Origin of the sequence: Rivularia sp. PCC 7116, assembly GCF_000316665.1 — a bacterium.
Taxonomy (GTDB): domain Bacteria; phylum Cyanobacteriota; class Cyanobacteriia; order Cyanobacteriales; family Nostocaceae; genus Rivularia.
In genome coordinates this window covers 1,181,455-1,207,340 of the sequence record NC_019678.1, presented here as the reverse complement: position 1 = coordinate 1,207,340, position 25,886 = coordinate 1,181,455, and the positions used below count along the sequence as shown (strand labels likewise).

Below are 25,886 nucleotides of genomic sequence, written 5' to 3'. Positions count from 1 at the left end.
CCAGAACCGTCAAATCGATATAATGTAGTGTAAGAATGTAAAAGAAAATTACGAAAATTAGCTCAATAACGGATTTGTATTTATTGTGTTTGTCCTAAGCGGTTACGAATACCTTCTAGGCTTCTTGATAGTGTGCAGCTTGGTACCTGCACTAGCTTTGTCTGCTTCTAAACTTTTGCGACCGAGCGGTCGCAGCCCCGAACGGGTTACTACTTATGAATCGGGTATGGAACCCATTGGTGGAGCCTGGATTCAGTTCAATATTCGCTACTATATGTTTGCGCTGGTGTTCGTGGTCTTTGATGTTGAGACCGTGTTCTTATATCCTTGGGCTGTTGCATTCCATCGTTTGGGTTTGCTCGCATTTATTGAAGCGCTTGTTTTTATAGGAATTCTCGTAGTTGCCCTCGTATACGCATGGCGTAAAGGAGCTTTGGAATGGTCTTAGATAATACAAAAGGCATAGGACAAAATCAAGAACGTATTGCCAATCCGATACAACGCCCAAGCGTTACTCAAGAATTATCGGAAAATGTCATTTTAACTACTGTTGATGACCTCTACAATTGGGCACGACTTTCTAGTTTATGGCCTTTGTTATTCGGTACTGCTTGCTGCTTTATCGAATTTGCTGCTTTAATTGGTTCTCGATTCGATTTTGACCGTTTTGGTTTGATTCCTCGTTCTAGTCCCCGTCAAGCTGATTTAATTATTACTGCGGGTACTATCACGATGAAAATGGCACCCCAATTAGTTCGTCTTTACGAACAGATGCCAGAACCTAAGTATGTTATTGCTATGGGTGCTTGTACTATCACCGGCGGTATGTTTAGTGTCGATTCTCCTACCGCAGTTCGGGGAGTCGATAAGTTAATTCCGGTAGATGTTTATTTACCTGGTTGTCCTCCACGTCCGGAAGCAATTATTGACGCAATAATTAAGTTGCGGAAAAAGATTGCTGATGATTCCATGCAGGAGCGGGGTGAGATTAAGCAAACTCATCGTTATTACAGCACAACTCACAGCATGAAGCCGGTTGAAGAAATCCTCACTGGTGAATATTTACGTTCCTCTACACGTATGGCTCCACCAAAAGAATTAACCGAAAGCATTGGTATGCCAGTACCGCCTGCTTTACTAACTTCTAAAAAGCAAGAGGAGGTAGAACGTGGCTGAAGAATCAAAACCAGTACCAGCAGAAGAGAACTCCCCCGTAGAAGCGGGTAAGGTTTCTAAATGGTTGAGTGAAAACGATTTTGCTCACGAGTCTTTAGAAGCAGATCATAGCGGAGTTGAAATAATCAAGGTGGAAGCAGACTTTCTGCTACCAATTTGCACAGCTTTGTATGCCTACGGGTTTAACTATCTCCAATGTCAATGTGGTATTGATTTAGGTCCCGGAGAGCAATTAGTTAGCATGTACCACTTATCAAAAGTAAGTGATAATGCTGATAGACCTGAAGAAGTACGTGTAAAAGTATTCTTGCCTAGAGAAAATCCGACAGTACCTTCAGTGTATTGGATTTGGAAAACAGCAGATTGGCAAGAGCGCGAATCCTTCGATATGTACGGAATTGTTTACGAAGGACATCCCAATTTGAAGCGGATTTTAATGCCTGAAGATTGGGTAGGTTATCCTTTACGTAAAGATTACGTTTCACCTGACTTTTATGAGTTGCAAGACGCTTATTGAAGCAAATTGCAATTTAAAACAATAATTACCCCTCGGATTCTGTTCGGGGGGTGTTGTTTTGGGAATTGGGCATTGGGCATTGGGCATTGGGCATTGGGCATTGGTTAATTGTTATTTGTTTCCCTTTGTCTTCTTGTCCTCTCTAATAATCCCCAATTAGCAATTCCCTTCCTTGCTGGGGAGTCCAACCAAGACGTTTCATTTCAACATCTGTTTCAGCAATTATTTCAGATAGATCAAAGTGTTCGGTCATTTATATTTTGGATTTGAATAACGGATACTTTGTTTTGATTGGGGAATGAGGAGTTGGAAGTTAAGATTTCATAATTGCGAAATTACGAATTATTCTGTTCTCTCTTCCTATGCCCCATGCCCAATAAATACCTAAAATCCTGCTAATGGATCTGCTTCCGAAAGCTCTGGCTGTGGCGTGGGGATAGATTCTAAATGCTGAAGAAAATCAAGTAATTCTTCTTCAGTAAGTAGAGTTCGTCCTCGTTTGCCGTAAGTTTGAATTAAATATTCCCTTCCTTGCTGGGGAGTCCAACTTAGGCGCTCCATTTCAACATCGGTTTTGGCAATTACGTCAGATAAATCAATTGGTTCGCTCTTTTTCTTTCTTTTGGTTGTGCTTGTTGTCTTCTTCTTTGTAGTTCTTCCAGTAGTGCTTTTACTAGATGTTTTACTGGGAGTTGGTTCTTCTTCTGGTGGATTATCCGATGCTATTTCAGGATTTTCTGAGTTATCTAAGTTATCTGGTGCATCAAATTCTGTCTCGCTATATGTTTGTATCGGTAAGGATTTATCAAATTCTTGACTGTAAATATCGCTATTATCTTCCTCAAGAAAAAGCTCGGGAGGCGGCGATGTTTCTACAGTTTCGACTACGGAAGTTTCCGCTAGTTCTGGAGTAGTTGAACGAGTATCTGGTACGGGTGTTTGAGTTACTTGAGCAGAAGTTACTGGTGGAATATTTGATATTGGAGTTTCTGCAACTTGAGAAGAAGCTGCCGGTGGGGTATTTGAGATTGGAGTTTGAGTTACTTCAGAAGAATTTGTGCTGTGAGGGGGGGATTCTACTCTAGCTTTTGCAGTGGTTAAGGATCGATTTTCAAGAACCTCTAGATTTGACTGTGGTGAAGCCGAAACTTGTTTTTGCTGTACTTCTGGTTGAGATTCTTCATCTGTGATTCCTAAAACCATCAACGCTCTAGTTCTCGATCTATCTTCTGCTTCTTCAATGATTTCAGACGCAGCCATTCCAGTCGCACGGGTTACACCTTCAACTTGCACGCTGGAACGAACGATATATTTACCGTGATGAATTTGTAATAATTCGGTTGTAAGACTACCTGTAGGATACAAGCTCTGAAATTGAGCCAACATAATATTGCTACCAATTTAAATCTGCTTGACGTGGATTGATTGTTGCTGTTAAGTGTTTATTTTTTATTTCGACATATAACGACAACTAAAATACCAAAATTTCTTTGCTAGTTGAGTGAGTCAATTGAATCAGTAATTTTAAGTTACGTTAATTTGTCCTTTTTGATGTGTAGGAGATTGTGTATCACAAAACTTGTTACAAGCTTTTGATGTGTTATGGTGTTTACCGAAGGTGCCTATCGATGGCTGCAACTTACTATCTTTCTTTACGGAAAAATAGTTATTGGCTACACCGCTTGCTTACCCTAACATACCGAGGTTACGGTGGGGTTCTTTTTTTGATGTTCCGGGTCAGGTAAGCTCCGATGTTGCTACCACCGCGTAGTAAACTATCAGAAAATAGAATGCGATATACATGATCCAATGTATGTTAGTTTAGCTTGTTCGTTGGAACAAAAATAGTGGCTTGTGTTCTTTTCTTATTAGACAAGAAATTTTCTCAAAAATATTCTTGTATAAAAGTTTCACTATAAAACGAAACCCTACTTGCGAATCGTGTAAAACGTTCTGATTGTAGGAAAAGGTAAAGTCAATGGAGTATTTTTTTGGCTAAAAAGTGAGTAATTTTTAGTAGTATTGCTATCGATGCTATACTAAATACCCAAATTGCTTTCCAGAACTATTTTCTGGAATTACCCTCCTTATCTACAATATAAAGTAATGGTTCCACCTCCCGAGGCGGTTTGACTGCTGACCTAATTGTTACCGATTCTACATAGGGGCAGTTCGGTTAGTCGGCAGTTTCTCCAAGTACATTTTCAGAGTTAGGTGGTGTCAAAGTACCCGAACGTGTAGAACAATTGAACAGTAAGCTGATTTTCCTTTCTACTGATAAACGGAAAAACAGCGATCAATTTTCCCATGTTACCTTTCAAAAACTTTGCCGTTCATAATCATAACGACGAAGTAAGAATTATTTCAGGTGTGCTTTGTCAGATTAGTCTTAATGTTGGTTCTTGTAGAGCCAACAAATTCTGAGATAATTGTGTAATACCCTCTATGGGGGCGGGTAATTCGTTTCTAGATGACCGAAACAATTTTATATTTAAGATTTTGGATTATGGTTTCAAGCAAGGCAACTTTAGTAGACACGGTACTTGTTGTAATTGTCATGCTAATTTCCTGTCGGACTTACTAGAATCTTTTAAACCTACAGATAAGTCTGGGGTTTCAATCCAAAATCGTAAATTCTGGACAGTTGCACCCTATGAGAAAGCGTTCCGCTCGCATGGGGGAACCCCGCCACTTCTCTCGTACTGTGGGAACTTCCGCTTTCTTAGTGGCTCCAGGGAAATGCACTGTCCTTAAAATCCATCTTGAAAAGTTTTGGGAAGAGACGTTGGGGGTAAGATACTCTTCCCCTAAACTAAGCCCCACCGCAAACGGTGAACGGGAAAGAATATCTCCCCCAAAATTTTCGCAAAATTGATTGACTTCTTTGCAGGTAGTGAGGGTATACGCAAGAAGACTAACCAATTAAAAAAACGATGTTTTGACCTCTATGTCGGTTCAGTGCATGGAATTTTCAATCGCTACACTCCTTGCCAATTTTACTGATGATAAATTGGTAGCTCGTAAACTTCTAGAAAAAAAACTTGGTTGTGAAGATGATGACAGCATACAAAAACTGCAAATTGCCTTAGATGTTTTAGAAAAAATTGGAATTTTAGCGAAAGAACGAGGTAAGTATCGTCGTCTTTCAGAAGATTCTTTGATTGAAGCTAAACTTCGCTGTTCTTCTAAGGGCTTTTGTTTTGCAATTCAAGATGTAGAAGCTGCTGAAGATATTTATATCCGAGAAAGCCATTTAAGTAATGCTTGGAATGGCGATCGCGTTTTAGTCAGAGTTCTTAAAGAAGGTAGTCGCAGGCGTTCTCCTGAAGGTGAGGTAAGGCTGGTTTTAGAACGTTCTAACCACACTCTATTAGCGCGAATCAAGCAAATAGAAGGAGGTTTTCGTGCCGTACCTTTGGATGACCGACTGCTGTTTGAACTCAAATTACGACAAAATGGTATTGTTTTAGACAACGCCATCGACCATCTCGCCCACGTACAGGTGCTGCGCTATCCCTTAGCTCAATACCCGCCTTTAGGTAAAGTGGTGCAAATTTTAGGTAGCGATGCAGAAGCAGCTGCCGATATTGATTTGGTTACTTGCAAACACGACCTGTCCCGTACTTTTTCGGATAATGTCGAAGAAGTTGCAGCGAAATTACCTAAAAGGATACTTAAAGCAGATCGTAAAAGCCGACTTGACTTAACAGATAAATATACGATTTGCATTTGCGCTAACGCCGATTCGTCAAAAGTTAGAGAAAATGCCATCTCCTTAGAAGAAACTGAAGAAGGAAATTGGTTGTTAGGTTTCCACATCGCTGACGTTTCTCATTATGTAAAGCCAGATGAAGCTTTAGATCGCGAAGCTTTGAAACGCGGAAGAAGCGTTTATTTAGGAAAGCTGGTTTTGCCTATGCTACCAGATGCTGTGGCAGCAAGAAGTTCCTTAGTTACCGGAAGCGACAGGTTAGCAATTTCTTTTCTAACTACTTTAGATGGGGAAACTGGAGAAGTACTTGACTGGGAAATCCAGCCAAGTGTAGTTAATGTAGATACGGATTTAAACCAAAAGCAAGCTAGTCAAGTTCTTGGGGCTGAAACCAAAGAAGAGCCTGAAGTTGTGGAAATGCTGCAACAGTTGCAAGCCTTAGCAATAGTTCTAAAGGAACAACGTTTGGCTAGAGGTAGCTTGCAGTTAAATCTACCCGTCTTACAAAACCCCTTCTTTGACGAAGGTGCTAGCGGTTGTGTTACTGAAACTGATTCGTCAGTTAGTTCTTTGTTAACGGAATTAGTGCTGTTAACGAATCAATTAATGGCAATTCATTTAAACGCTTTGGGTATTCCAGCGATTTGGCGAGTTCAAGGAGCACCAGATCCAGACGATGTTCAAGAAATGCTTAAACTAGCAATTAACTTGGGTGTAGAGCTGGCGTTACCGGATGATATTGAGATTCAACCTTTAGATTATCAACACTTAACCAAAGTGTTTGCTGAATCTGCTTCCGAACAAGTTCTGACTTATTTATTGCAAGATACTCTTAAGCCGCCTACTTATACCACCAATCAAGGCGGACACTTTGGTTTAGCTTTACCAGACGGTTATCTTCACTGTACCTCTCCGATGCGCCGCTATCCCGATTTACTGATGCAAAGGGTATATTACTCTTTAATCGAAAACGGACGCGATCGCCGTAATACTCGCGTCAAAGAAAGAGTAAATTTACGTTCGAGCAATTGTCATGGTGACATTAACTGGAACGTGCTACCTCCCGAGCTACAGCAGGAACTACAAGCCGATTTGGCAAGGGTTATTACCCAAATCAACGATAGAGAAAAGGAAGTCCAAGAAGCTGAAGCGGATTTAGAAGGTTTAAAAAGAGCCGCTTTGATGAAACAGCGAATTGGCGAAGTCTTCAGTGGTGTAATTACTGGCGTTCAATCATACGGGTTCTTCGTTGAAATTGAGGTACCAAGCCAGGAAACTGAAGAAATTAGCAATATACCTTTGCGGGTAGAAGGGCTAGTACATGTTAGTTCTCTCAAAGACGATTGGTATGAATATCGCGCTCGGCAGCAGGCATTATTCGGTCGTAAAAATCGCGCATCCTATCGACTGGGTGACCGCGTAGCCGTTCAGGTGAAGAGTGTCGATTATTACCGTCAGCAAATTGATTTGGTTACCGTAGGTAACGATGATGGAGCAAGCGATCGCGATTCGGATTCTTCCGGTTACTATGTTAACCATCGTTACGAGTCGGATGATATGGAAGACTACGAAGATGAGTAAAAAGTAGTCATCATATCGTAAGTTAAGAGTTAGGAGTTCAAAAAACAGGACTTACACATAGCCCCCCAACTCTGTGGGGGGTTGGTTGTATTTCAGAAGGCAGAAGGGTAGTCGCCGTTAAAAGAGTGAGTAAGATGCGCTAACTTTTTATACCTCGCGAGCCAGGACAGTCTCAGTATAATTATTTGATTTTACTGTTAGCACAGCATGTCCTGCGGACATGCTTTAAGCTCAGAACGTGCATTTTAATTAATACTTCTTACCTTCTGCCCTCTGCCTCCTGCCTTTTTTGTAATTTTAGTTTCTAGTTTTTTGGTTTTCTAGTTTAATTCAATTATCTAAGGACTCACCCAAGCAAGTGTCCAATAACGCCCGCCCATTAATATTAGGTGTCTCAGGTGCATCAGGTCTTATTTACGCTGTCCGCGCCCTTAAGTTTTTGTTAGCAGCAGATTACGCTATCGAATTAGTCGCATCAAGATCGAGCTTTATGGTTTGGCAGTCGGAAAACAGTACCCCCATGCCAGCAGAGCCAAAGGCTCAAGAGCAATTTTGGCGAAACCAAGCAGGAGTAGAAAAAGCAGGTAAACTACGCTGCCATCCTTGGGCTGATGTCGGAGCCAACATTGCAAGCGGTTCTTTTCGTACTTTAGGAATGATAATTATGCCTTGCAGTATGAGTACTGTAGGTAAATTAGCCGGTGGTTTAAGCTCGGATTTGCTAGAAAGGGCTGCCGATGTTCAACTTAAAGAAGGGCGAAAGCTTGTAATTGTACCCCGCGAAACTCCTCTAAGTTTGATTCATCTGCGAAATTTAGTTAGTTTAGCTGAAGCTGGAGCTAGAATAGTTCCTGCGATTCCAGCTTGGTATCACAATCCCCAAACTGTTGAGGATTTAGTTGATTTTGTTGTGGCTCGTAGTTTAGATCAACTTGATATTGATTGCGTACCTATTAAACGCTGGCAAGGTCGTTGATAAATTATAAAGTAAAGGTATCAGTAACTTAGGGTTGAAGCCACTGAGCTTGTAAGAACTGCAATCGGCAGGTTTGAAGACAAGCTCGTTTCCAAACTATCAAGATTTTCTTATGACTGTAATTCGCTTAATTCTCTTGGTTGCAGTACTGGGAGGACTTATGCTATTGCTAGCCCAAAATTGGTCTCCCGCAATACCGTTAGTTTTTCTTGGCTTACGAACTAAACCAGTTTCTTTAGCTATGTGGATGTTGTTCAGTACTGCTGCTGGTGCTTTCACTTCCTTGTTAATTAGCGGCTTAACTCAATTATCAAGCCGTGCTGTTTCGCCGCAACCTCGAAGAACATCCTATGAACCGTTAGAAGATTCACCCCGTGTCAACAAACGAACTTATAGAGAAAATCCTAGAGAAAATAATTTTGAAGATAGAGTATATCCCCCACCGCCAAGCAACTCGCCCCAGACATCTAATCAGTTTGAGGATGATTATGAGGATGATTATGATGATTGGGATTTAGATAGAAACGCTAGCGATGATTGGGATTTTGAAGAAAAAGCAGAAAAAGAATATTTTGAACCATTACCTCGCCCCGAGTATACAAAAATTCAAGACGATAGGGACTACGAAGATTTTCAGGAACCAGAAAATGATTATGCCAGAACTAGTAACCCTTATGCTGACGATGAAAGGGATTTAAAGGATTCTCAAGCAGGCAAGACAGAATCGGTATATGATGCCGATTATCGCGTAATTATACCCCCTGCCGCTGCATCCACAAATTCCCAAGACTCAGAAAGTTCTCAGAATAACCAGGATGATGACGATTGGGATTTTTTAGATGAGGATTTCGCTGAAGATAAATCTCCGCCGAAATAAGCCTGCAAAGCGTATTCTGGCTTAGAGTTATATCAAGATTTTTCGCCTGATTCTACTTGATCCCACAACGTTCGCGGGATTCCTGCTTGACTCTACCATTCATCGCTGCTTCTTGAAGAATTACGAAAGCGTTGAAATCTTCACAGTCATAACGGGTTGTTAATAACCGCCGCAGCTGATTTTCCGCCTCTACGCTTAAATAACCAGTTGCTAAAGCTTTTTGTACTACGTCACGAATTCTAACCATCAGTAAAATCTCCCTTCTTTGCTTGGCCCTACTACTATTTGTTCGAGCTTTCTCAGCTAAAATATGCAGCCGCTAAAAGTTGGGCGGATTTTGCGATAAACAACGTTTTTTGAGATAATAGAAAAATTTATCATTTAAAACACCACACCATACAAGTTTTTAACAATGAAATTTATCCAATTGATTTTAGGCAATTTCGATATTTAATTCGATACTTAAGTAGTTGGATTGTGCCCGCATACAAATTGTTGTCTGTTATTTAAACCACTACTCTTAAACTTACTTTTCCTGACCCTGGATTAATGACTTACATCAATTGAATAAAGTTTCAAAGAATTTTTATTAAGTTTACGTTAAGTTCAAAGATAGCGAAGTCACTACCAATTAGTCACCTAACGACCGTTATTAAATTCGTTAGAAGTTTCTTATAAATTTGTTATAAATTCATTTTTATTTATTCTTGCTTTAAAGAAAAATACCTAGAAACTGGTTAAGATAAGCCGTATTCGAGTTTAAAAAAATCAGTAAAAATAATGAGTACAAGCCGTCGTCGCAAAATAGAAGAGGAATTTATAGAAGCTAAAAACAATTGGGACTTGGAAAAGTTATATGTTGATTTAGCGTCTGCGAAAGGAAAAGCTTTAACACCTGTAGAAAAAAAGTTTCTTCGAGGTTTGCTATGCGGTTTTAGTCCGGCGGAAATCGCAAGTAAAGTTTATAAAACTCGCAGTAGCAGCACGGTTAGAGTTTATCTTTCTAATGGACTATATAAATATATAGAAGAAATGTTGAGTAGACAAGCTCCAGACTTTATTAAAGTGAAAAACTGGAGTCGGGTGACTCAACTTTTAGAGAAAGCAGGTTATAAAAAAGTTTGGCTGCAAATTGAATCGGGGACTCTTAATACAACTTTTAGCAAAACGAAAGCACAGGAAATTGCGAACAACAAATCTACACCCATGCAGGATTGGGGAGAAGCTGTTGATACCAGCATTTTTTATGGCAGAAAAAAAGAATTAACTCAAGTTGAAAAATGGATTTTACAAGAGAAAGTACGTTTAGTAGTACTTCTAGGTATGGGTGGAATTGGTAAAACTACTTTTTCTGTAAGGTTAGCAGAACTTCTCAAAGATAATTTTGATTTTATTGTGTGGCGCTCTTTACGTTTTGCTGCTTCTCCAGAGGTTATTTTCGAGCAAATTTTAGAAGTTATATCACCAGAAAGTTTTACAAAAGGACAAAGTATTTCTAGGAGTATTTCTCAATTAGTTAGTTGTTTGCGTTCGACTCGCAGTTTAATTATTTTAGACCATGTAGATTCAATCTTATACAGCAACTCTAATATTGAAGTACAGGAATATACAGAGGTATTATCGGCTAAAACCAGCGCGATCGCGAACTCAAATATCAATGTAAATAATCTAAATGTGCCTTCTATTCAATATCTTCCCGGTTATGAAGCCTTTGGGGAATTGATTCAACGTTTGGGAGAATCTCAACATCAAAGTTGCTTGTTATTGACTAGTAGAGAGAAACCCCAGGAAATTGCTGCTCTTGAAGGAAATACTTTACCGGTTCGCTCCTTGAAATTAACAGGTTTAAATCAGCTTCAAACTAAAGAAATTCTGGAATTAAAAGGATTTGCGACTGTCAATTTAGAAGAATCGCAACAAATAATGCAGCGGTATGCAGGAAATCCTTTATTTATCAAATTAGCTGCAACAGCTATTCATGAATTGTTTGCTGGCAAAATAGACGAATTTCTCCAACAAGAGACAGTAGTATTTGGGGGTATTCGCTCCTGTTTAGACGAGCAATTTAATCGCTTGTCTGTTGTCGAAAAGCAGATTATGTATTTGCTAGCTATCAATGGTGATTTTGACTTAAAGAAACTGCAAAAAAATTTGATGTTAAGGGTATCGCAGCGATTAACCCTCGAAGCAGTGGAATTACTGCAAAGACGCTCTTTGCTTGAAACAGACGAGTCTAGTTTTTCGCTGACACCAGTATTGAAGGAGTATTTGATTGAAAAGCTGATTGAAGAAAATTTGAAATTTAGCCGGGATGAAGCGGGTTCTCTATTGTTTGCTCATACTATTTTTGAAAAGCAACTGAAAAACCATCTAAAAGTAAGTCGCTTAAATACCGAACTTTAAAGTAGAGTGAAAATTAGGAACCGAATTGCTTAGCTAAGAAGTGAAAAATTTATTGCAAGGAATCAACCTCTATTTAATTGGGATGATGGGCGCTGGTAAAACCACTGTGGGGCGTTTACTGGCGAGCGAACTTGAATATGGGTTTGTAGATACCGATGAAGTTATTACTGCATCTGCAAAAAAAAGTATTAATCAAATATTTGCGGCTGAGGGAGAAGCTGAATTTCGTAAATTGGAAAGTGATGTTCTCTCTCAAGTTAGCGCTTATACAAGGTTAACTGTGGCAACTGGCGGAGGTATTGTATTAAAGCGGCAAAACTGGAGCTACCTGCATCACGGTTTAATTGTTTGGCTGGATGCAACCGCTGAACTATTATATGACCGTTTAAAGGAAGATACTACAAGACCGTTATTAAAAGAGAGTAATCCATTATTAAAATTACGCAATCTTTTGGAAGAAAGAGAATCGCTGTATGCTTTAGCTGATTTACGAATAACTATCAAAGAAGGGGAAACACCAGAAGAAATCGCTAAGAGAGTACTTACACAGATTCCCAGTGTTTTGAAAAAAACATCTGCTCCTTAATTTCAACTTCTTTTGCGATTTTTCTGATTACTTGACAAGAAAATTTTCCATCGCAAACAACAATTAAGCCGGTAGCTATTGTAGAGTTAATGATAAGAAGCTGAATAACTGGTAAAAACCGGCTATTTCTCCCCTAAACAATCTATCAATCTATCAATTAAACTATCTAGATTCGGGTTAAATAATAAAACGTTGCTTATGATGGTTAACGATACTGAATATATTCAGCAGGATGCAGCTAGTAGGGTAAAAGTTCTAAGTGAAGCACTACCTTATATACAGAAATTTGCTGGTAGAACCGTAGTTGTAAAATACGGGGGTGCAGCTATGAAAGATAGCAGCCTCAAAGATAAGGTTATTCGTGATGTTGTTTTCTTGTCTTGTGTAGGCTTGCGTCCAATTTTAGTTCATGGCGGTGGTCCAGAAATTAATACTTGGCTCGGTAAAATTGGTATTGAGCCTCAGTTTAAAGATGGTTTGCGAGTCACGGATGCTCCAACAATGGAAGTGGTGGAAATGGTGTTGGTTGGTCGAGTTAACAAAGAGATTGTTGCTAAAATCAACCAGGCTGGTGGGAATGCAGTTGGTTTATGCGGTAAGGATGGTAATTTAATTACAGCTCGTCACCAAGGGCAAGAAGGTATTGGTTTTGTTGGTGAAGTTAGCTCTGTAAATACCGAAATCTTAGGAACTTTAGTAGAGAGTGGCTATATTCCGGTAGTATCTAGCGTGGCGGCTGATGATACGGGACAAGCTTACAATATTAATGCCGATACTGTCGCTGGAGAAATAGCTGCTGCATTAGGAGCTGAAAAATTAATTTTGCTTACCGATACGCGGGGTATTTTAGAAAATTATAAAGACTCTTCAACTTTGATTCCAAAAGTAGATATAAAAGAAGCCCGCGACTTGATTTCACAGGGTACAGTGGCTGGAGGAATGATACCCAAAGTAACCTGTTGCGTTCGTTCTTTGGCTCAAGGAGTACGGGCAGCACACATTATTGATGGTCGCATTCCCCATGCTTTATTATTGGAAATATTTACCGATGGTGGTATCGGGACAATGATTCTCAGTTCTCAAATTGGGTAAAATATTGTCAATAAGTTGCTTTTTGAATTGTGTGTTTAGATAGTAGGTTGGGTTAGACAAGAAATAAATTTGGGCTTTTACTAACAATCCACATTTATCGTGTCATAACCCAACATGATAATTACATAATTACAAATAGATAATCAGAATTTAGACTAGTACCGCTTCGCGGAAGTAAGAAGTAAGAAGTAAAAAGTAAGAAGTAAGAAGTTTGATTTTCTAGGCTTGTCAGCCATTTTTAATGGTTGCCTTATTTAAGCCGACTTATACTAGTTAGACTAGATAAAAAATATAATTTTGGTTTGCGGAGAAATTGAATTTTCTACGTTTATAATTACGTTTACAATCTCAATTTATTTTACGCCTATTTACGCCTAAATTATCCTAATAACTTCGCAACACAAAGCTTTACTCATAATCACAAGTAGAGATTGCGTAGGTGGTAATAAATTCCAACCAAAATTTTAACAGCAATTCAGAATAACAGATGCACCTCAAATAATTTCCAAATGATGATTTTTACCACGGGGAGTTAATCATAATTCGGGAAGCTGGTTGATGATAACCCCGTCGTCGCGAATTGCGATAACGTCTTTGATTGCGAGGATTTTTGATAATTACTGGGTTTACTAAAACTGGATTGATAAAGGTGGAATTATAAACTTTTCTTTTTCTATGGGGCTTGGAAAAATAACTTTGTGTAGGTATATGTCCCGTTACGGGATTTACAGGTACTGGTGTCGAAATAGGACTACCATAAATAAAATTACTTACGTTAGGACTATGGCTGCGTCCATGATAAGGAGTGCCGCCATCAATTATTATCACTGACTGAGCAGAAGCAGGTGCAGCTACAGCAGCTATCAAAGCAGCAGCTCCAAAACCCACAAAATACGGTTGCACTTTTGCATTCTTAAACATAATATCTTTCCTAGCTAACCATTGGGGCTAGATTATCAGCGAATCTACCTAATTCTGATTTTAGAAGTTTTCTCTAAGAAAATACCTACCTTTACAAAATATTCTCAAAATGTTGCATTAAAACGGCAAAATAAAGAGATTGGGTTACATATATTCAACAAAAGTGAGTTCCGAAAGTTTAGAAAGAGCAAAGCAGCGCTACCGCAATGGTAAAGTTGCTTTTGAAAATGGAAAATATCGCCAAGCGGTTGAGGAGTTAAAAAAGGCTTGCGCTTTATTAGAGCGCAATTCTCGTCTCGGGGGTGAAGTGCAAATTTGGCTGGCAACAGCTTTTGAAGCAGCCGGAGAAAATCAAGAAGCCATAGATTTGTGCGAACAGCTTAAGCGTCATCCTTACCCGGAAACAAGCAAAGAAGCCAAACGATTGCAGTATATTCTCAAAGCACCTAAATTAGAACGTCCAAAAGAATGGATGACTGAAATACCCGATTTAGCTGCATTATCTGATGAAAGCAAAATTCGTTTGGCTGCTTCTCCTAAAAAATCTTCAGCTAAAAAAGTAGAAGAAATCGAATCTATCGATCTGAGTCAGGTGAATACGCAAGACAATCGCTTTATTTGGCTGGCATTATTTGCGATCGCTGTGACTTTGGGTAGTTTGATTTGGTTAAGTTTTTAAACAATTTTTCGCTAACGCCACCGAAAACAACAAAATTTGTACATAGATTAAATTTTGTCATTATGTCACGACTTAGCTATCAAAAGCATTCTTACGCTACTACGACGCGATTGGTTAAAAGTCTTTTTAAACGAATACGCCTTGTATGCATTTTACTGTTAGCGTCGCTGTTACTTTCTGGGTGCGTAGATTACGATTTAGGAATAAATGTAAACAATGCTAACTACGGAAAATTCGTACAGCATATTAAATTAGGAGAAAAACTAACGAGTTTTAGCGGCGATGCCGTTTATGAATGGTTAGATAGTATTGAAAGACGCGCTCGCGAGTTAGATGGAAAAGCAAAAAGAATTTCCGAAGAAGAAATAATTGTCAGTATTCCATTCAGTAATGGTAGAGAACTGCAAAGAAAATACAACACATTTTTTAATTCCAAAAATAATCCTAAATCTCGCTCTGCAAAACAAGCTGAGTCGGAATCGGAACTACCAAAAATAGAATCAAATTTATTTTTAAAACAGAGTAATTTTTTACTGTTGGTACGCAATCAGTTAATTTACGATCTAGATTTGCGTTCTTTGGGTTTAATTTCCAGTAAGGGTAACGTTTTAACTAACACTGGTTCGATTCTTGACCTAGAATTTAGCTTGAAAACTCCCTGGGGTGCATCCAGTATTGAAAAAACTGAAGATTCCATTGAGCCGCAGAAAAACAACAAGCAGCTTGCATGGAAACTTAAACCCGGACAACTAAATCATATTGAAGCAGTTTTCTGGCTTCCAAGTCCCGTTGGTATTGGAACTTTGTTTATTGTTTTATTTGTTGTTCTCGGATTTTACCTCAGATACAGCTTTATGCCAGACCCGAAAATTCAGTTTTCTGCAACTAGCAGCGAACAGTGAGCAGTTAACAGTTAGCAGTTAGCAATAACTATTAGTGCATTTCGTGAATTCTGGGGGGTGTATGGAAAACATAAAAAGTTATTCTATCCCCTCTACGCCCAATACTGCTCGGTTAAGAGGAGATCCTCCCTAACCCTCCTTTTTAAGGAGGGAACTAAGCCCCCTTTAAAAGGGGGTTTGGGGGATCTAACCATTGTGTCCAATTCCTTACCGAGCAGTATTGCCTCTACCCCTTCTATGCCCTCACAACCAATGAGGTATAGCACTAGTTATCAATAATTGCTAACTGCTGGCTGAAAATTGTTGTCAATTCTAAAAATCTATGTTAAAAAGGCGTGACTTATAATACGCAGACAATATCTGTTCCGCCGAAAAACATTCAATTGCAGCAACTGTGAAAAAAAGGCTTGTATTAGTATTTACGTTTGTAATCATTAATTTTGGTTCGGGATGTTCTCAAGCACCGATATCTAATTCTACGAGAACTGAGACACCAACAATTATCACTGCGTCGGAGTTAGAAGAATCAAAAAAACCCAAGACTTCCATCGAGCAAGTACTAGAAAACTTAGATAGGGTAGATAAAAGCTTTAACCGAATAGTTTTCTTTTTGGCAAAAGTAGTAATTATTTTACTTAGCCTTATTGTTATCCAGCGAATTGTAATACTGATTACTTTTCGTTCGTCTCAATTAGTTATCGATAATTTTACCAATGCCTCTGGTGCGGAAGGCATGGATTTTGTTTTACCGGGTTTAAGTCAGTTGGGACGAGAAAGACTGGTAAGGGATATAAAAGGGGTTCACCAGCGTCTTAAGCAACATATTAATAGTAGTGGATTGCGGACTTACCCTCCTCCGGATAAATTACCTTTACCACAAGCAACTCCAGATGAAAGACTTTCTAATTTAGTCGCTTCGCTCAACGACTTTACACCGGATCAAATCGATCCTTTGGTTAATCTGCTCAAGATTATATTTCCACCTTATGGAACTAAAGTAACTAGTATTTTGCAGAGCCAAGGTGAAGATTACAATAGATTGGGAATTACTTTTGAAGTAGCCGATATTCAAGGTCGTGTTGCTTCTAGGCTTTATACTATTTGGGAAGAAAATCCTACCGAAACTGTGCCCGATACGGTAATTAAAACATTGGCTAACAACTCATCTATAACAAATGCTGAAGATGAGGAATTTGAGTTACCTGCCATTGAAACCTATCCCGAACTAAAAGACAGATTTCGAGCTTTACTAAAACCTGCGACTCGGTGGTTAGCGCTAGAAATTTCAAGACGAGAAATGCTAGCTAACGTACCTTGGTATTATTTAGGTAATTGGTGTAAAAGATATCAATCACAAATCAATAACTTTTTTGGTGTAATTAATTATGCCAGCGCTCCAACTCATGGCCGTTTCTTCTATCAGCTAGCAATTGAAGATTTACAAGCAGCGATAGAATTAGATCCTAACTGGTATCAACCTTACGAAAATTTGGGAGATACCTATAGCACTCAAGGAAGAGAGTTTCAGGAAAATAGAAGAGTTAACCTTGAGCGACAAGCTATTTTGCAATATGAAAAAGCACTCGCTAGATGTGAAGATGAAACCGTAAGACGAAGGATTAAAGTTGGTAAAGCAATGGCTCAATTACTAACTGAAGATGAAAATTTAGTTGAGGAATCGCGAAAAGAAATACAGCTATTAGAGAAACAGTGGAATGCAGAATCAGATTTGAGTTCTCGATTTCTGTATAACTTAGCTTCGTGGTATGCAATCTTCACCGGGCAAAATAGCGAAGATAAACAAACAAAGCAAAAAGCCCGTCAGTACTTGATTTACGCTTTATTACGAGATAGCGATCGCAATCTGTGGGATTGGGCTAGTAGAGATCCAGATTTTCAAGCGGTACGCGAAAGATTTACTGATTTGCAATTTGCATTAATGAATAAATTGAATGAAGTTAATGAATTACCTGAAGTTACAGGGGAAAGATTTGTTAAACACGTCTCCGAAATCCTTAAAGAGATGAACTGGATTTAATTCTTGATTCAACTCGGGATTAATCTAAATATAGGAAAGAATGATTATGTCTGAGGAAAAAGACAAAAAACAAATAAAAATACAAACTTGGAGTCAGAAGTCTCAAGAAAAAGAAGAAAATCAAAATCAAAACGAAACTGAAATTATTTCAGCAAGCAGTGAAACGGAAAAGAAACAGGAAAAAAAGAAACCTCGTAAACCTGTAATTACTACTGAAATTGCTAGTAATCGCGAGATTGTTGGAGAAATACCACCTTGGGATGACGATGATGACGATTCCCATCTAGATGAAAATTCTCAACCTCAACCCAAGCCTCCAACCATCACGGCAGAAATACTGCTCGAAGATGAAAAATTTAATATCACACCCAGAGCAACGGGAGAAATTCCTCCTTGGGATGATGAGGAAGAAATTAAGTAGTAATTATGGATTCCTCTAATATTTTTATCGGAACACGGCACATGTCGTGTTCTTTGTTTTTTTGGGTTGGTTTTAGGTGGGAAATAATTTTTGAGAAGTCAGTGTGAGGTTGCGCTAAATTGCCCGCAGCCTATAAGGCTGGGGCTATTCAAACAAAGCCCATCTACATGGGCTATATTCGGCGCATCTTTATAAAGAAATGGTGTAAGTTTTAATCAAATTAAATTCCCCAAACAATCTTTAAGGAGACAACCGCTCAATCCTCCAATCACCATCATAATTTCTTCTATAAACCAAACGGTCATGGAGACGGCTCGAACGCCCTTGCCAAAATTCTATTTCTGCCGGTATAACTCGAATTCCACCCCAATGCGACGGACGAGGTACTTCTTGATTTTGATATTTTTCCTGTAGTTCTTCTAGCTGTTTTTCCAGAACTTCCCGACTTTCAATAACTTTGCTTTGATTTGAAACCCAAGCACCCAAACGACTTTTTAAAGGACGACTGTAAAAGTACTTATCTGATTCAGCTTCTGAAACTTTTTCTACTCTTCCGCTAATTCTTACTTGACGTTGCAGTTCAGCCCACCAAAATACCAAAACAGCTTGGGGATTTTCTGCTAATTCTTGTGCTTTTTGACTATTGTAGTTGGTATAAAATACAAAACCGCGTTCGTCAAAATCTTTCAACAGCACCATTCTGGCTGAAGGTTTACCTTCTGGTGTTGTAGTTGCAACAGTCATAGCATTAGGTTCTAAGATATCGGCGCTCACTGCTCTATCAAACCATTGTTTGAACTGTATCAAAGGATTTGAATCGACTTCAGTTTCGCTTAAGCCGTGCAAAGTGTAGTCTTGACGAAGGTCTGCTATATTTTTATCCATTACAATTGTTTGATTGCAAAATTATACAAATAGTACAAAATAAAAAAATATATGCGGATGCGCCATTGGGCTTCCTTAAAAAACTTATTAATCTATGGCTTAAGTGCCCCGATTATAGCTCTTAATATTGGATTGCTCTCTTTTGTTTTTCATTACTTTCGGCATCCACTAACTATCTTAAGTATTGCAGCAATTCTGGCTTTTTTGCTCAATTATCCGGTTCGATTTCTAGAAGGTGCCCGTATTTCTCGTCAATGGGCGGTAACTATAGTTTTGCTGCTGACTCTAGCACTAATGATTCTCATCGGTATTACTTTGGTACCCCTCGTAATTAACCAAACTATTCAGCTTTCAGATAAAATTCCCGATTGGTTAAACAGCTTTCAAGATAAACTAATACAATTAGAAGCTGCTGCTCAAAGACAACGCTTGCCGTTAATCAACTTAAAAATATTAGCGAATCAAACTAATGCCAGCATCGAAAACTTGCTCAAAGAATTGCCACTTGGTGCTGTAGGATTTGCCGGAACCTTGTTATCAAGTTTGGTGAATACCATCTTAGTAATAGTGCTAGCATTTTACATGCTTTTGTATGGCGATCGCGTCTGGTATGGCTTAGTAAATCTCTTGCCTGAAAAAATCCGAGTTCCTTTGAGTAAATCATTACGGCTCAATTTTCACTACTTTTTTCTCAGTCAGTTTTTACTCGCGCTGTTTATGGTGACAACTCTAACACCAATATTTTTAGTTATTAAAATTCCATTTGCTTTTTTATTTGCCGTAGTCATTGGAATATCACAGCTAATTCCTTTTATTGGAGCGACTTTAGGCATTGGTTTCGTAACCATACTACTGCTACTACAAAATTGGTGGCTAGCAATTCAATTAGCATTCTTTTCGATATTCATGCAGCAAGTTAAAGATAATCTGCTAGCTCCAAAATTGATGGGAAACTTTACCGGACTTAACCCGATCTGGATTTTTGTTGTGATTCTTGTAGGTTTCGAGATTGCCGGATTATTAGGAACCTTAGTTGCAATTCCTATTGCTGGAACCATTAAAGGAACCTTCGACGCTGTTAAAAACCAGCGAACAGTAACCAACAACTAATATCAGATCCAAACTTATAACTTCTAACTTTTCATACCTAATATCTCTCCTATTAGTATTCTTCAATACTAGATATCCCAATAAATATAAGTAGCCTAAAGAAAGATGTATCAAAGACAATCCAACAGTATGTGCTAAGCGCAGAATGCTCAAGCAGAAAATTTAAAGGAAGGTTAATAGAAATTATGTCTTAAACTTTTGTGTAGCTATTTTTAACCTTTATTCAGTATAAAGACCATAATTACAGTGTTATTTTTTTTATGATTAAAGGTATAAAAATATCGTGATATACTTTCTTGAGCCATTACGTTGCCGTTCACCGAAGCTGCGGCTCGGTTTCCGAGCCAGTGAGGTCTGGGGGTCTCACGGCAGTCGGCTCAACAGGCTCAACAGGGAGAATCTCCGCACGCGGTTGGCTTCCCACTGGAAACGACTAGCGTTCGATTGTAGCAAATGCCCTGGTGAATTTTATTCTAATACTCTATTGTTCCTATCGTGTAACGACTGCATTAATAAAAATGCAATATATCAAAGTTGCACAGCTAATACTTACCATTCATGGCAGGTATTGATTGGAAAGAACTGGAAAAAATAACAACAATTAATCACTTAAGTGGATAGTTGACCATGAGACAACTAAATTTTGCGATAATTTTTATTTTTTGTTTAGCTTTTGCTTTATTCAGTATAGAAAACACAGAATTAGGAACCATTCATCTAATTCCGGGTGTAGAAGTACAAGCACCAATTTCAGTTGAGTTGCTAATAGCTTTGGGCTTAGGTGGAGTTTTGGCTTGGTTATTTAGTGTTTGGACTCATTTAGAAAGACTTGCGTGGTCTGGTTCAAAAGTTCGTCAAAAGAATGCTCAAATTCAGGAATTAGAATGCAAGATTGAAGAGTACCAAACTCAAATTCAATCTTTACAACCTTCTTTACCAGTGGCTAGCGATTCAGCTAACGCTTAATCGAGAGATGAGGAGATAAGGAGAGAGCAGGTACAGGGGAAAATGGTGAACAAGGGGGGAGCTAAAAAGCTAAGTTGTTTAAAGAAGCCAGACGCTCCCACTACATTCTCAACTCCTGACTCATAACTCCTAACTATTCCCCATTCCCAATTTCCAATTCCCAATTCCCAATTCTGCCCTTTCGCAAAATTTTAGTACTTGTCGATGGATGCTTCTGAGCTTTTAGAAACAATTACCCAACTTATTCATCAAGCCGAACAAGGAGAAATCGATCCTTGGGATGTGCAAGTAGTTGAGGTGATAGACAGATATATAGAACTCATGGCACCTGAGAAAAGGAAGAGGGGGTATGAAACCGATCTATCTCAATCGGGACAAGCATTTTTATCGGCATCAATGTTGGTGTTATTCAAAGCTAATACTTTGATGGAATTGCAATCAGCAGAAGATGAGCTAGATGCTTCAATGACAGATGAATTTCTGCTTGATGATGAAGATGTTTTGAACGAACGGATAGCTAGACTGCCTTTAGAGAAACAGTTACGACGAAGACGTTCTGCAATGCCTCCACCCGCACGTCGGGTAAGTTTAAAGGAGTTAATTGACCAGTTGCATGTAATGGCTAAACAACTGCAACTGGTACAAAAAACTAAGCCTCTAGCGAAAAAACGCCAGCCCGGAATTAGAACTTTAAAGGCAGCATTAGAACTAGCACACCAAGAAAATCTCACGGAAGTTGCTGGGGAATTGGAACAAGTTTTGCAAACTAAAGCAGCAGAACTGCATTTGGGAGAAAGCTGGATGAATTTGGAACAGTTAGTAGAGTGGTGGTCTCAAACCCAATCAATATCGAAGTTGGGGAAAGACCATTCCCACGGAGTAAATGCTCATACAGTGAGTGTCTTCTGGGCGCTACTACTGCTCTCGGCTCAATCAAAGGTAGAGTTGTATCAAGAAGATTTTTATCAAGAAGTAAAAATTCGCTTGCTTGCACAATCGACTAGTAATCCTATGTCTCAAGCAGCAAGTTAATTTAATTTTCGGCGGCGGAGCGACTGTCTTTTCTCAAGCACGCAAAACTCTAACGCTTTTGAAGGAGCATGGTTTTATAGAAAGCTTGAATGCGAGCTTTGAGTTGGATACTCAAATGTGAGTAAACTGGAATATTGGCGATTTCTTATCATTTTATTTGCCAAGACCCACTTATGTGAATGCATTATAAGTGTATTATCCGTGCTTTTAGGGATGACTTCATACAAATAAAAACAGATGATGAAGTATCGCTTAATCTACGTAAACTGGCTTGTGGTTGAGGACTAAGTATTTATGAAAGCAATGATTTTGGCTGCGGGTAAAGGTACTCGTGTTCGTCCGATTACCTACACTACTCCTAAACCGATGATTCCCATCCTGCAAAAGCCAGTGATGGAATTTTTACTGGAATTATTACGTCAGCATGGCTTTGACCAAATTATGGTCAATGTGAGTCATTTAGCTGAGGAAATCGAAAGCTATTTTCGTGACGGTCAAAGGTTTGGTGTAGAAATTGGCTACTCTTTTGAAGGTAGTATTGACGATAACGGTAAATTAGTCGGAAAAGCCATCGGTTCTGCTGGTGGAATGAGAAAAATTCAGGATTTTAACACTTTTTTCGACGATACTTTTATTGTATTGTGCGGCGATGCTTTAATTGACCTGGATTTGACCGCAGCAGTAAAATGGCATAGAGAAAAAGGTTCTATCGCCACTATAGTAACTAAAACTGTACCTCGCGAAGAAGTGTCTAGTTACGGTATTGTTGTTACCGATGACGAAGGTCGTATTAAGGAATTCCAAGAAAAACCTTCTGTAGAAGAAGCAAAAAGTACAAATATCAGTACTGGTATTTACATTTTTGAACCAGAGATATTTGAACATATTCCTTCCAATGTTGAATATGACATCGGTGGTGATTTATTCCCCAAACTTGTAGAAATGGGTGCGCCATTCTACGCTAAAGCAATGGACTTTGAATGGGTAGACATCGGTAAGGTACCCGATTATTGGCGCGCAATTCGCGGAGTACTTTCAGGGGAAATTAAAAACGTACAAATTCCCGGCAATCAAGTTAAAGAAGGAATTTATACCGGTTTAAATGTTTCCGTAAATTGGGATAAGGTGGATATTACCGGCCCTGTTTACATTGGTGCAATGACCAAAATAGAAGATGGAGCCAAAATTGTTGGCCCAGTTTATATTGGTCCTTCTTGCTGCGTATGTAGCGGCGCTACTGTAGAAAACAGCGTGATTTTTGAATATTCACGGCTTGGCCCGGGAGTAATGTTAGTTGATAAACTAGTTTACGGTCGCTACTGCGTTGATAAAACTGGGGCATCAATTGACGTTCAAGCAGCTTCCTTAGACTGGTTGATTACCGATGCTCGCCAAGCACCACCCGCTCACAACCCCGCAGAGCGTCAAGCTATTGCTGAGTTGTTAGATACTACTTCTAGTTGAACGGGAATTACGACAATAGAATTCCACAAAATTAATAAAACCCGGTTTCTTGTTTTTAGAGAAGCCGGGTTTTGTTTTTGAGCATGGGGCATGGGGCATTGGGCATGGGGCATTGGGCATGGGGCATTGGTAATTGGTAATTGGTAATTGATAATTAGTAATTGGTAATGGGGATAATTTTCTTGTAGTGTGTGACGCTACGAAATCATTTGAACGTAGTAATGAATGTTGTTACGAACGTCACGCACCATCAATCCAAAAACCTCACCCCGCGCTTACGCGCACCCCTCTCCTTGTCAAGGAGAAGGGTAAATGATTACACCCCTCTCCCTTCATAAAGAGGGGCTGGGGGTGAGGTTCCAAAGTGTTGATTCACGAAGAAAGATAAGTATAACGACTCAAACTTTGCTCGTAGGTTTGCAGCAGTCGCTGAGATTGAGCGATGGTTATTTGATTTTGCTCTAAGGCTTCTTCACAACGCTGGCGAATTCTTTCTATCATATCTTCGGTATTGTATTGTACGTAACCTACTACCTCACTCATGGTATCGCCTTTAACTACGTGTTTAATTTGATAGCCCTTTGGCGTTAATTGAATGTGAACGGTGTTAGTGTCGCCGAAGAGGTTATGTAAGTTACCCATGATTTCTTGGTAAGCTCCATTAAGAAACATTCCTAAGTAATAGGGTTCCCCGGCTTTGAAAGGATGTAGTTCCAAAACAGATTTTACGTCTCGCGAGTCGATAAAACTATCAATTTTTCCATCACTATCGCAGGTGAGATCGGCTAAAATACCGCGTCGCGTGGGTTCTTCATCCAAACGGTGTATGGGCATTATCGGAAATAACTGATCTATCGCCCAGCAGTCGGGTGCCGATTGAAACACCGAAAGATTTATGTAATAGATAGAAGACATAATTATCTCTAAGTCTTCCATATCGTCGGGTACGTATTCCTGCTGCTTAATGATGTTAAGAATTTTATAACAACAAGCCCAGTATAGTTGTTCTGCTTTGGCTCGTTCCCTTAAAGATAAAATTCCTAAATTGAAGCGACTAATAGCTTCTTCTTTGAACTGAACCGCATCGTGATAAAACTCTTGATAATTCTCTTCGTTGATAGATTGGTAGGTTTCCCACAAGTAGGAAATTAGATGGGATTCACCTTCTTTAAATGCTTCGGGTGGTTCTAATGGTACTTCGCTGGTACTGAGAACATCAAAAATCAATACTGACTGATGGGAAGCAACAGCTCTTCCACTTTCGCTGACAAGTGTTGGTACGGGAATATTTTGCTCTTTACAAGCATCTTTTAGCTCTGCCACTATATCGTTGGCATAGTTTTGCATGTTGTAGTTTTTAGAAGCGTAGAAATTGGTTTGAGAACCATCATAATCAACTCCTAAACCACCGCCGACATCAAGATATTTCATATTTGCTCCCAAGGAAGCTAACTCCACGTAGATACGGCTTGCTTCTTGGATAGCATCTTTAATTACATTAATTGCCGATATTTGAGAGCCGACATGGAAGTGTAAAAGCTGTAATGAATCCAACAAATCGGCATTGCGTAATTTATCAACAGCGCGAATAATTTCCGGAATATTCAAACCGAACTTAGCGCGATCGCCGCTAGAAGTACCCCACCGTCCCATTCCCTGAGTACTAAGCTTGGCACGAATTCCTAATATAGGTTTAATTTTTAACTGATTGCTAACTTCAATTACTAAATCAACTTCTTCAATTTGTTCTAAAACTAGAATTGGAGTTTGCCCCAGTCTTTGAGTTAGCATTGCAGTCTCAATATATTCACGGTCTTTATAACCGTTACAAATTAATAAAGCTCCAACCGTATCCAGTAGCGCCAAAGCAATCATTAATTCCGGTTTAGAACCTGCTTCTAAGCCAAATTGATGGGGTTTGCCAAAACGTACTAAATCTTCAATCAAATGCCGTTGCTGATTGCATTTGACTGGAAATACGCCTTGATAAACACCATCGTAGTTGTAACGAGCTATAGCTTTAGCAAAACAAGCATTGAGACGCTCGATTCTGTCTTCTAAAATATCGGAAAAGCGAATCAGTAAAGGTAAGCCCAAATTACGCAGTTTCAGCGCTTTCACCAATTCGTACAAATCCAGAGAACCACCACGTTCGCCTTTTGGAGAAACCGTAACATGACCGGCAGCGTTTATAGAAAAATAAGGCTGTCCCCAACCTTCAATGCGGTACAGTGCTTCACTTTCTTCGATTGTCCAATTATTTTGGGGCGAATCTGTAATTGTACTGGGTGGCAAAAGTTTCTGAGCTTTTTTATTGTTACTTACTTTAGCTTTAGCTTTTTTGCCATTCAATGATAATTTTCCTGTTTCAGCCGATGTAGCAATAGACTCAACACCCATTTACCATTCACCTTCGTACTTCACCCACGAATTTCAATTTAACTCATTCATGTCTCGGGGGGAAGATTCGTGGGGTATAAATTTTCCATAAATCGTAATTAGGTAGTAGGTAATGGAGAGGGGAGAGAATAAATAATTATTCCCAATG

22 protein-coding genes are annotated in these 25,886 nt (G+C 39.1%); 17 read left to right on the top strand and 5 right to left on the bottom strand.

Going from position 1 to position 25,886, the window contains the following annotated elements; genetic code table 11:
- Positions 1 to 85 precede the first annotated feature (85 nt).
- Genes ndhC through RIV7116_RS04610 form a run of 3 tightly spaced genes read left to right on the top strand, consistent with a single transcriptional unit; the run spans position 86 to position 1,693 of the window.
- Positions 86 to 448, top strand: a complete 363-nt coding sequence (ndhC, locus tag RIV7116_RS04620; RefSeq protein ID WP_015117103.1) for a photosynthetic/respiratory NAD(P)H-quinone oxidoreductase subunit C — start codon at positions 86 to 88, stop codon at positions 446 to 448.
- On the top strand, positions 439 to 1,176 hold the full coding sequence (gene ndhK, locus RIV7116_RS04615) for a photosynthetic/respiratory NAD(P)H-quinone oxidoreductase subunit K (RefSeq protein WP_015117102.1): 738 nt from the start codon (positions 439 to 441) through the stop codon (positions 1,174 to 1,176). The genes ndhC and ndhK overlap by 10 nt, the downstream gene beginning before the upstream one ends.
- On the top strand, positions 1,169 to 1,693 hold the full coding sequence (locus RIV7116_RS04610; protein WP_015117101.1) for an NAD(P)H-quinone oxidoreductase subunit J: 525 nt from the start codon (positions 1,169 to 1,171) through the stop codon (positions 1,691 to 1,693). Before ndhK ends, RIV7116_RS04610 begins: the two co-directional genes overlap by 8 nt.
- Positions 1,694 to 2,077: 384 nt before the next feature.
- Here RIV7116_RS04610 and RIV7116_RS04605 read toward each other — a convergent pair whose 3' ends face one another.
- Positions 2,078 to 3,079 carry a hypothetical protein gene (locus RIV7116_RS04605; RefSeq protein ID WP_015117100.1) on the bottom strand — a complete coding sequence of 334 codons (1,002 nt, stop codon included), beginning with the start codon at positions 3,077 to 3,079 and terminating at the stop codon, positions 2,078 to 2,080.
- A 1,576-nt stretch (positions 3,080 to 4,655) separates the two neighbouring features.
- On the opposite strand from RIV7116_RS04605, the gene RIV7116_RS04600 reads away from it, so the two are divergent.
- The 3 genes from RIV7116_RS04600 to RIV7116_RS04590 all read left to right on the top strand — a co-directional run bounded on the left by RIV7116_RS04600 (position 4,656) and on the right by RIV7116_RS04590 (position 8,839).
- A complete protein-coding gene (locus RIV7116_RS04600) occupies positions 4,656 to 6,986 on the top strand; it encodes a ribonuclease R family protein (RefSeq protein ID WP_044290753.1) in 2,331 nt (776 codons plus the stop codon).
- Between the two features lie 358 nt (positions 6,987 to 7,344).
- Entirely contained in the window at positions 7,345 to 7,962 is a 618-nt protein-coding gene (locus RIV7116_RS04595; RefSeq protein ID WP_015117097.1) for a flavin prenyltransferase UbiX, read from the top strand.
- 112 nt (positions 7,963 to 8,074) lie between these two features.
- Positions 8,075 to 8,839, top strand: coding sequence for a hypothetical protein (locus RIV7116_RS04590; RefSeq protein ID WP_015117096.1), 765 nt, complete (start codon positions 8,075 to 8,077; stop codon positions 8,837 to 8,839).
- 52 nt (positions 8,840 to 8,891) lie between these two features.
- Here RIV7116_RS04590 and RIV7116_RS04585 read toward each other — a convergent pair whose 3' ends face one another.
- Positions 8,892 to 9,086: a hypothetical protein gene (locus RIV7116_RS04585; protein WP_015117095.1), complete on the bottom strand. Its 195-nt coding sequence runs from the start codon at positions 9,084 to 9,086 to the stop codon at positions 8,892 to 8,894.
- Between the two features lie 533 nt (positions 9,087 to 9,619).
- Here RIV7116_RS04585 and RIV7116_RS04580 point away from each other — a divergent pair.
- The 3 genes from RIV7116_RS04580 to argB all read left to right on the top strand — a co-directional run bounded on the left by RIV7116_RS04580 (position 9,620) and on the right by argB (position 12,920).
- Complete coding sequence (locus tag RIV7116_RS04580) at positions 9,620 to 11,242, top strand: NB-ARC domain-containing protein (RefSeq protein WP_015117094.1); 1,623 nt, start codon at positions 9,620 to 9,622, stop codon at positions 11,240 to 11,242.
- A 40-nt stretch (positions 11,243 to 11,282) separates the two neighbouring features.
- Positions 11,283 to 11,828, top strand: a complete 546-nt coding sequence (locus RIV7116_RS04575) for a shikimate kinase (protein ID WP_015117093.1) — start codon at positions 11,283 to 11,285, stop codon at positions 11,826 to 11,828.
- 198 nt (positions 11,829 to 12,026) lie between these two features.
- A complete protein-coding gene (gene argB / locus RIV7116_RS04570) occupies positions 12,027 to 12,920 on the top strand; it encodes an acetylglutamate kinase (RefSeq protein ID WP_015117092.1) in 894 nt (297 codons plus the stop codon).
- 519 nt (positions 12,921 to 13,439) lie between these two features.
- Here the strand turns inward: argB and RIV7116_RS04565 are convergent.
- A complete protein-coding gene (locus tag RIV7116_RS04565; protein ID WP_015117091.1) occupies positions 13,440 to 13,841 on the bottom strand; it encodes a hypothetical protein in 402 nt (133 codons plus the stop codon).
- A 163-nt stretch (positions 13,842 to 14,004) separates the two neighbouring features.
- Between RIV7116_RS04565 and RIV7116_RS04560 the strand changes: the two genes are divergently transcribed.
- The 4 genes from RIV7116_RS04560 to RIV7116_RS04545 all read left to right on the top strand — a co-directional run bounded on the left by RIV7116_RS04560 (position 14,005) and on the right by RIV7116_RS04545 (position 17,881).
- Complete coding sequence (locus RIV7116_RS04560; protein ID WP_015117090.1) at positions 14,005 to 14,520, top strand: hypothetical protein; 516 nt, start codon at positions 14,005 to 14,007, stop codon at positions 14,518 to 14,520.
- Positions 14,521 to 14,582: 62 nt separating this feature from the next.
- A complete protein-coding gene (locus RIV7116_RS04555) occupies positions 14,583 to 15,422 on the top strand; it encodes a DUF3153 domain-containing protein (protein ID WP_015117089.1) in 840 nt (279 codons plus the stop codon).
- Between the two features lie 394 nt (positions 15,423 to 15,816).
- A complete protein-coding gene (locus tag RIV7116_RS04550) occupies positions 15,817 to 17,460 on the top strand; it encodes a lipopolysaccharide assembly protein LapB (RefSeq protein WP_015117088.1) in 1,644 nt (547 codons plus the stop codon).
- Positions 17,461 to 17,506: 46 nt separating this feature from the next.
- Entirely contained in the window at positions 17,507 to 17,881 is a 375-nt protein-coding gene (locus RIV7116_RS04545) for a hypothetical protein (RefSeq protein WP_015117087.1), read from the top strand.
- A 240-nt stretch (positions 17,882 to 18,121) separates the two neighbouring features.
- Here RIV7116_RS04545 and pdxH read toward each other — a convergent pair whose 3' ends face one another.
- Complete coding sequence (pdxH, locus tag RIV7116_RS04540; RefSeq protein WP_015117086.1) at positions 18,122 to 18,766, bottom strand: pyridoxamine 5'-phosphate oxidase; 645 nt, start codon at positions 18,764 to 18,766, stop codon at positions 18,122 to 18,124.
- A 57-nt stretch (positions 18,767 to 18,823) separates the two neighbouring features.
- Here pdxH and RIV7116_RS04535 point away from each other — a divergent pair, with 57 nt between their 5' ends.
- The 4 genes from RIV7116_RS04535 to RIV7116_RS04520 all read left to right on the top strand — a co-directional run bounded on the left by RIV7116_RS04535 (position 18,824) and on the right by RIV7116_RS04520 (position 23,338).
- A complete protein-coding gene (locus RIV7116_RS04535) occupies positions 18,824 to 19,876 on the top strand; it encodes an AI-2E family transporter (RefSeq protein WP_044291496.1) in 1,053 nt (350 codons plus the stop codon).
- 627 nt (positions 19,877 to 20,503) lie between these two features.
- The gene (locus tag RIV7116_RS04530) at positions 20,504 to 20,842 is read left to right on the top strand and encodes a lipopolysaccharide assembly protein LapA domain-containing protein (protein WP_015117084.1); all 339 of its coding nucleotides are present in this window, start codon (positions 20,504 to 20,506) and stop codon (positions 20,840 to 20,842) included.
- Between the two features lie 204 nt (positions 20,843 to 21,046).
- Positions 21,047 to 21,874, top strand: coding sequence for a segregation/condensation protein A (locus tag RIV7116_RS04525; protein ID WP_015117083.1), 828 nt, complete (start codon positions 21,047 to 21,049; stop codon positions 21,872 to 21,874).
- 294 nt (positions 21,875 to 22,168) lie between these two features.
- Entirely contained in the window at positions 22,169 to 23,338 is a 1,170-nt protein-coding gene (locus RIV7116_RS04520) for a sugar phosphate nucleotidyltransferase (RefSeq protein ID WP_015117082.1), read from the top strand.
- A 372-nt stretch (positions 23,339 to 23,710) separates the two neighbouring features.
- Here RIV7116_RS04520 and speA read toward each other — a convergent pair whose 3' ends face one another.
- Positions 23,711 to 25,738 carry a biosynthetic arginine decarboxylase gene (gene speA, locus RIV7116_RS04515; protein WP_015117080.1) on the bottom strand — a complete coding sequence of 676 codons (2,028 nt, stop codon included), beginning with the start codon at positions 25,736 to 25,738 and terminating at the stop codon, positions 23,711 to 23,713.
- Between the last annotated feature and the right edge of the window lie 148 nt (positions 25,739 to 25,886).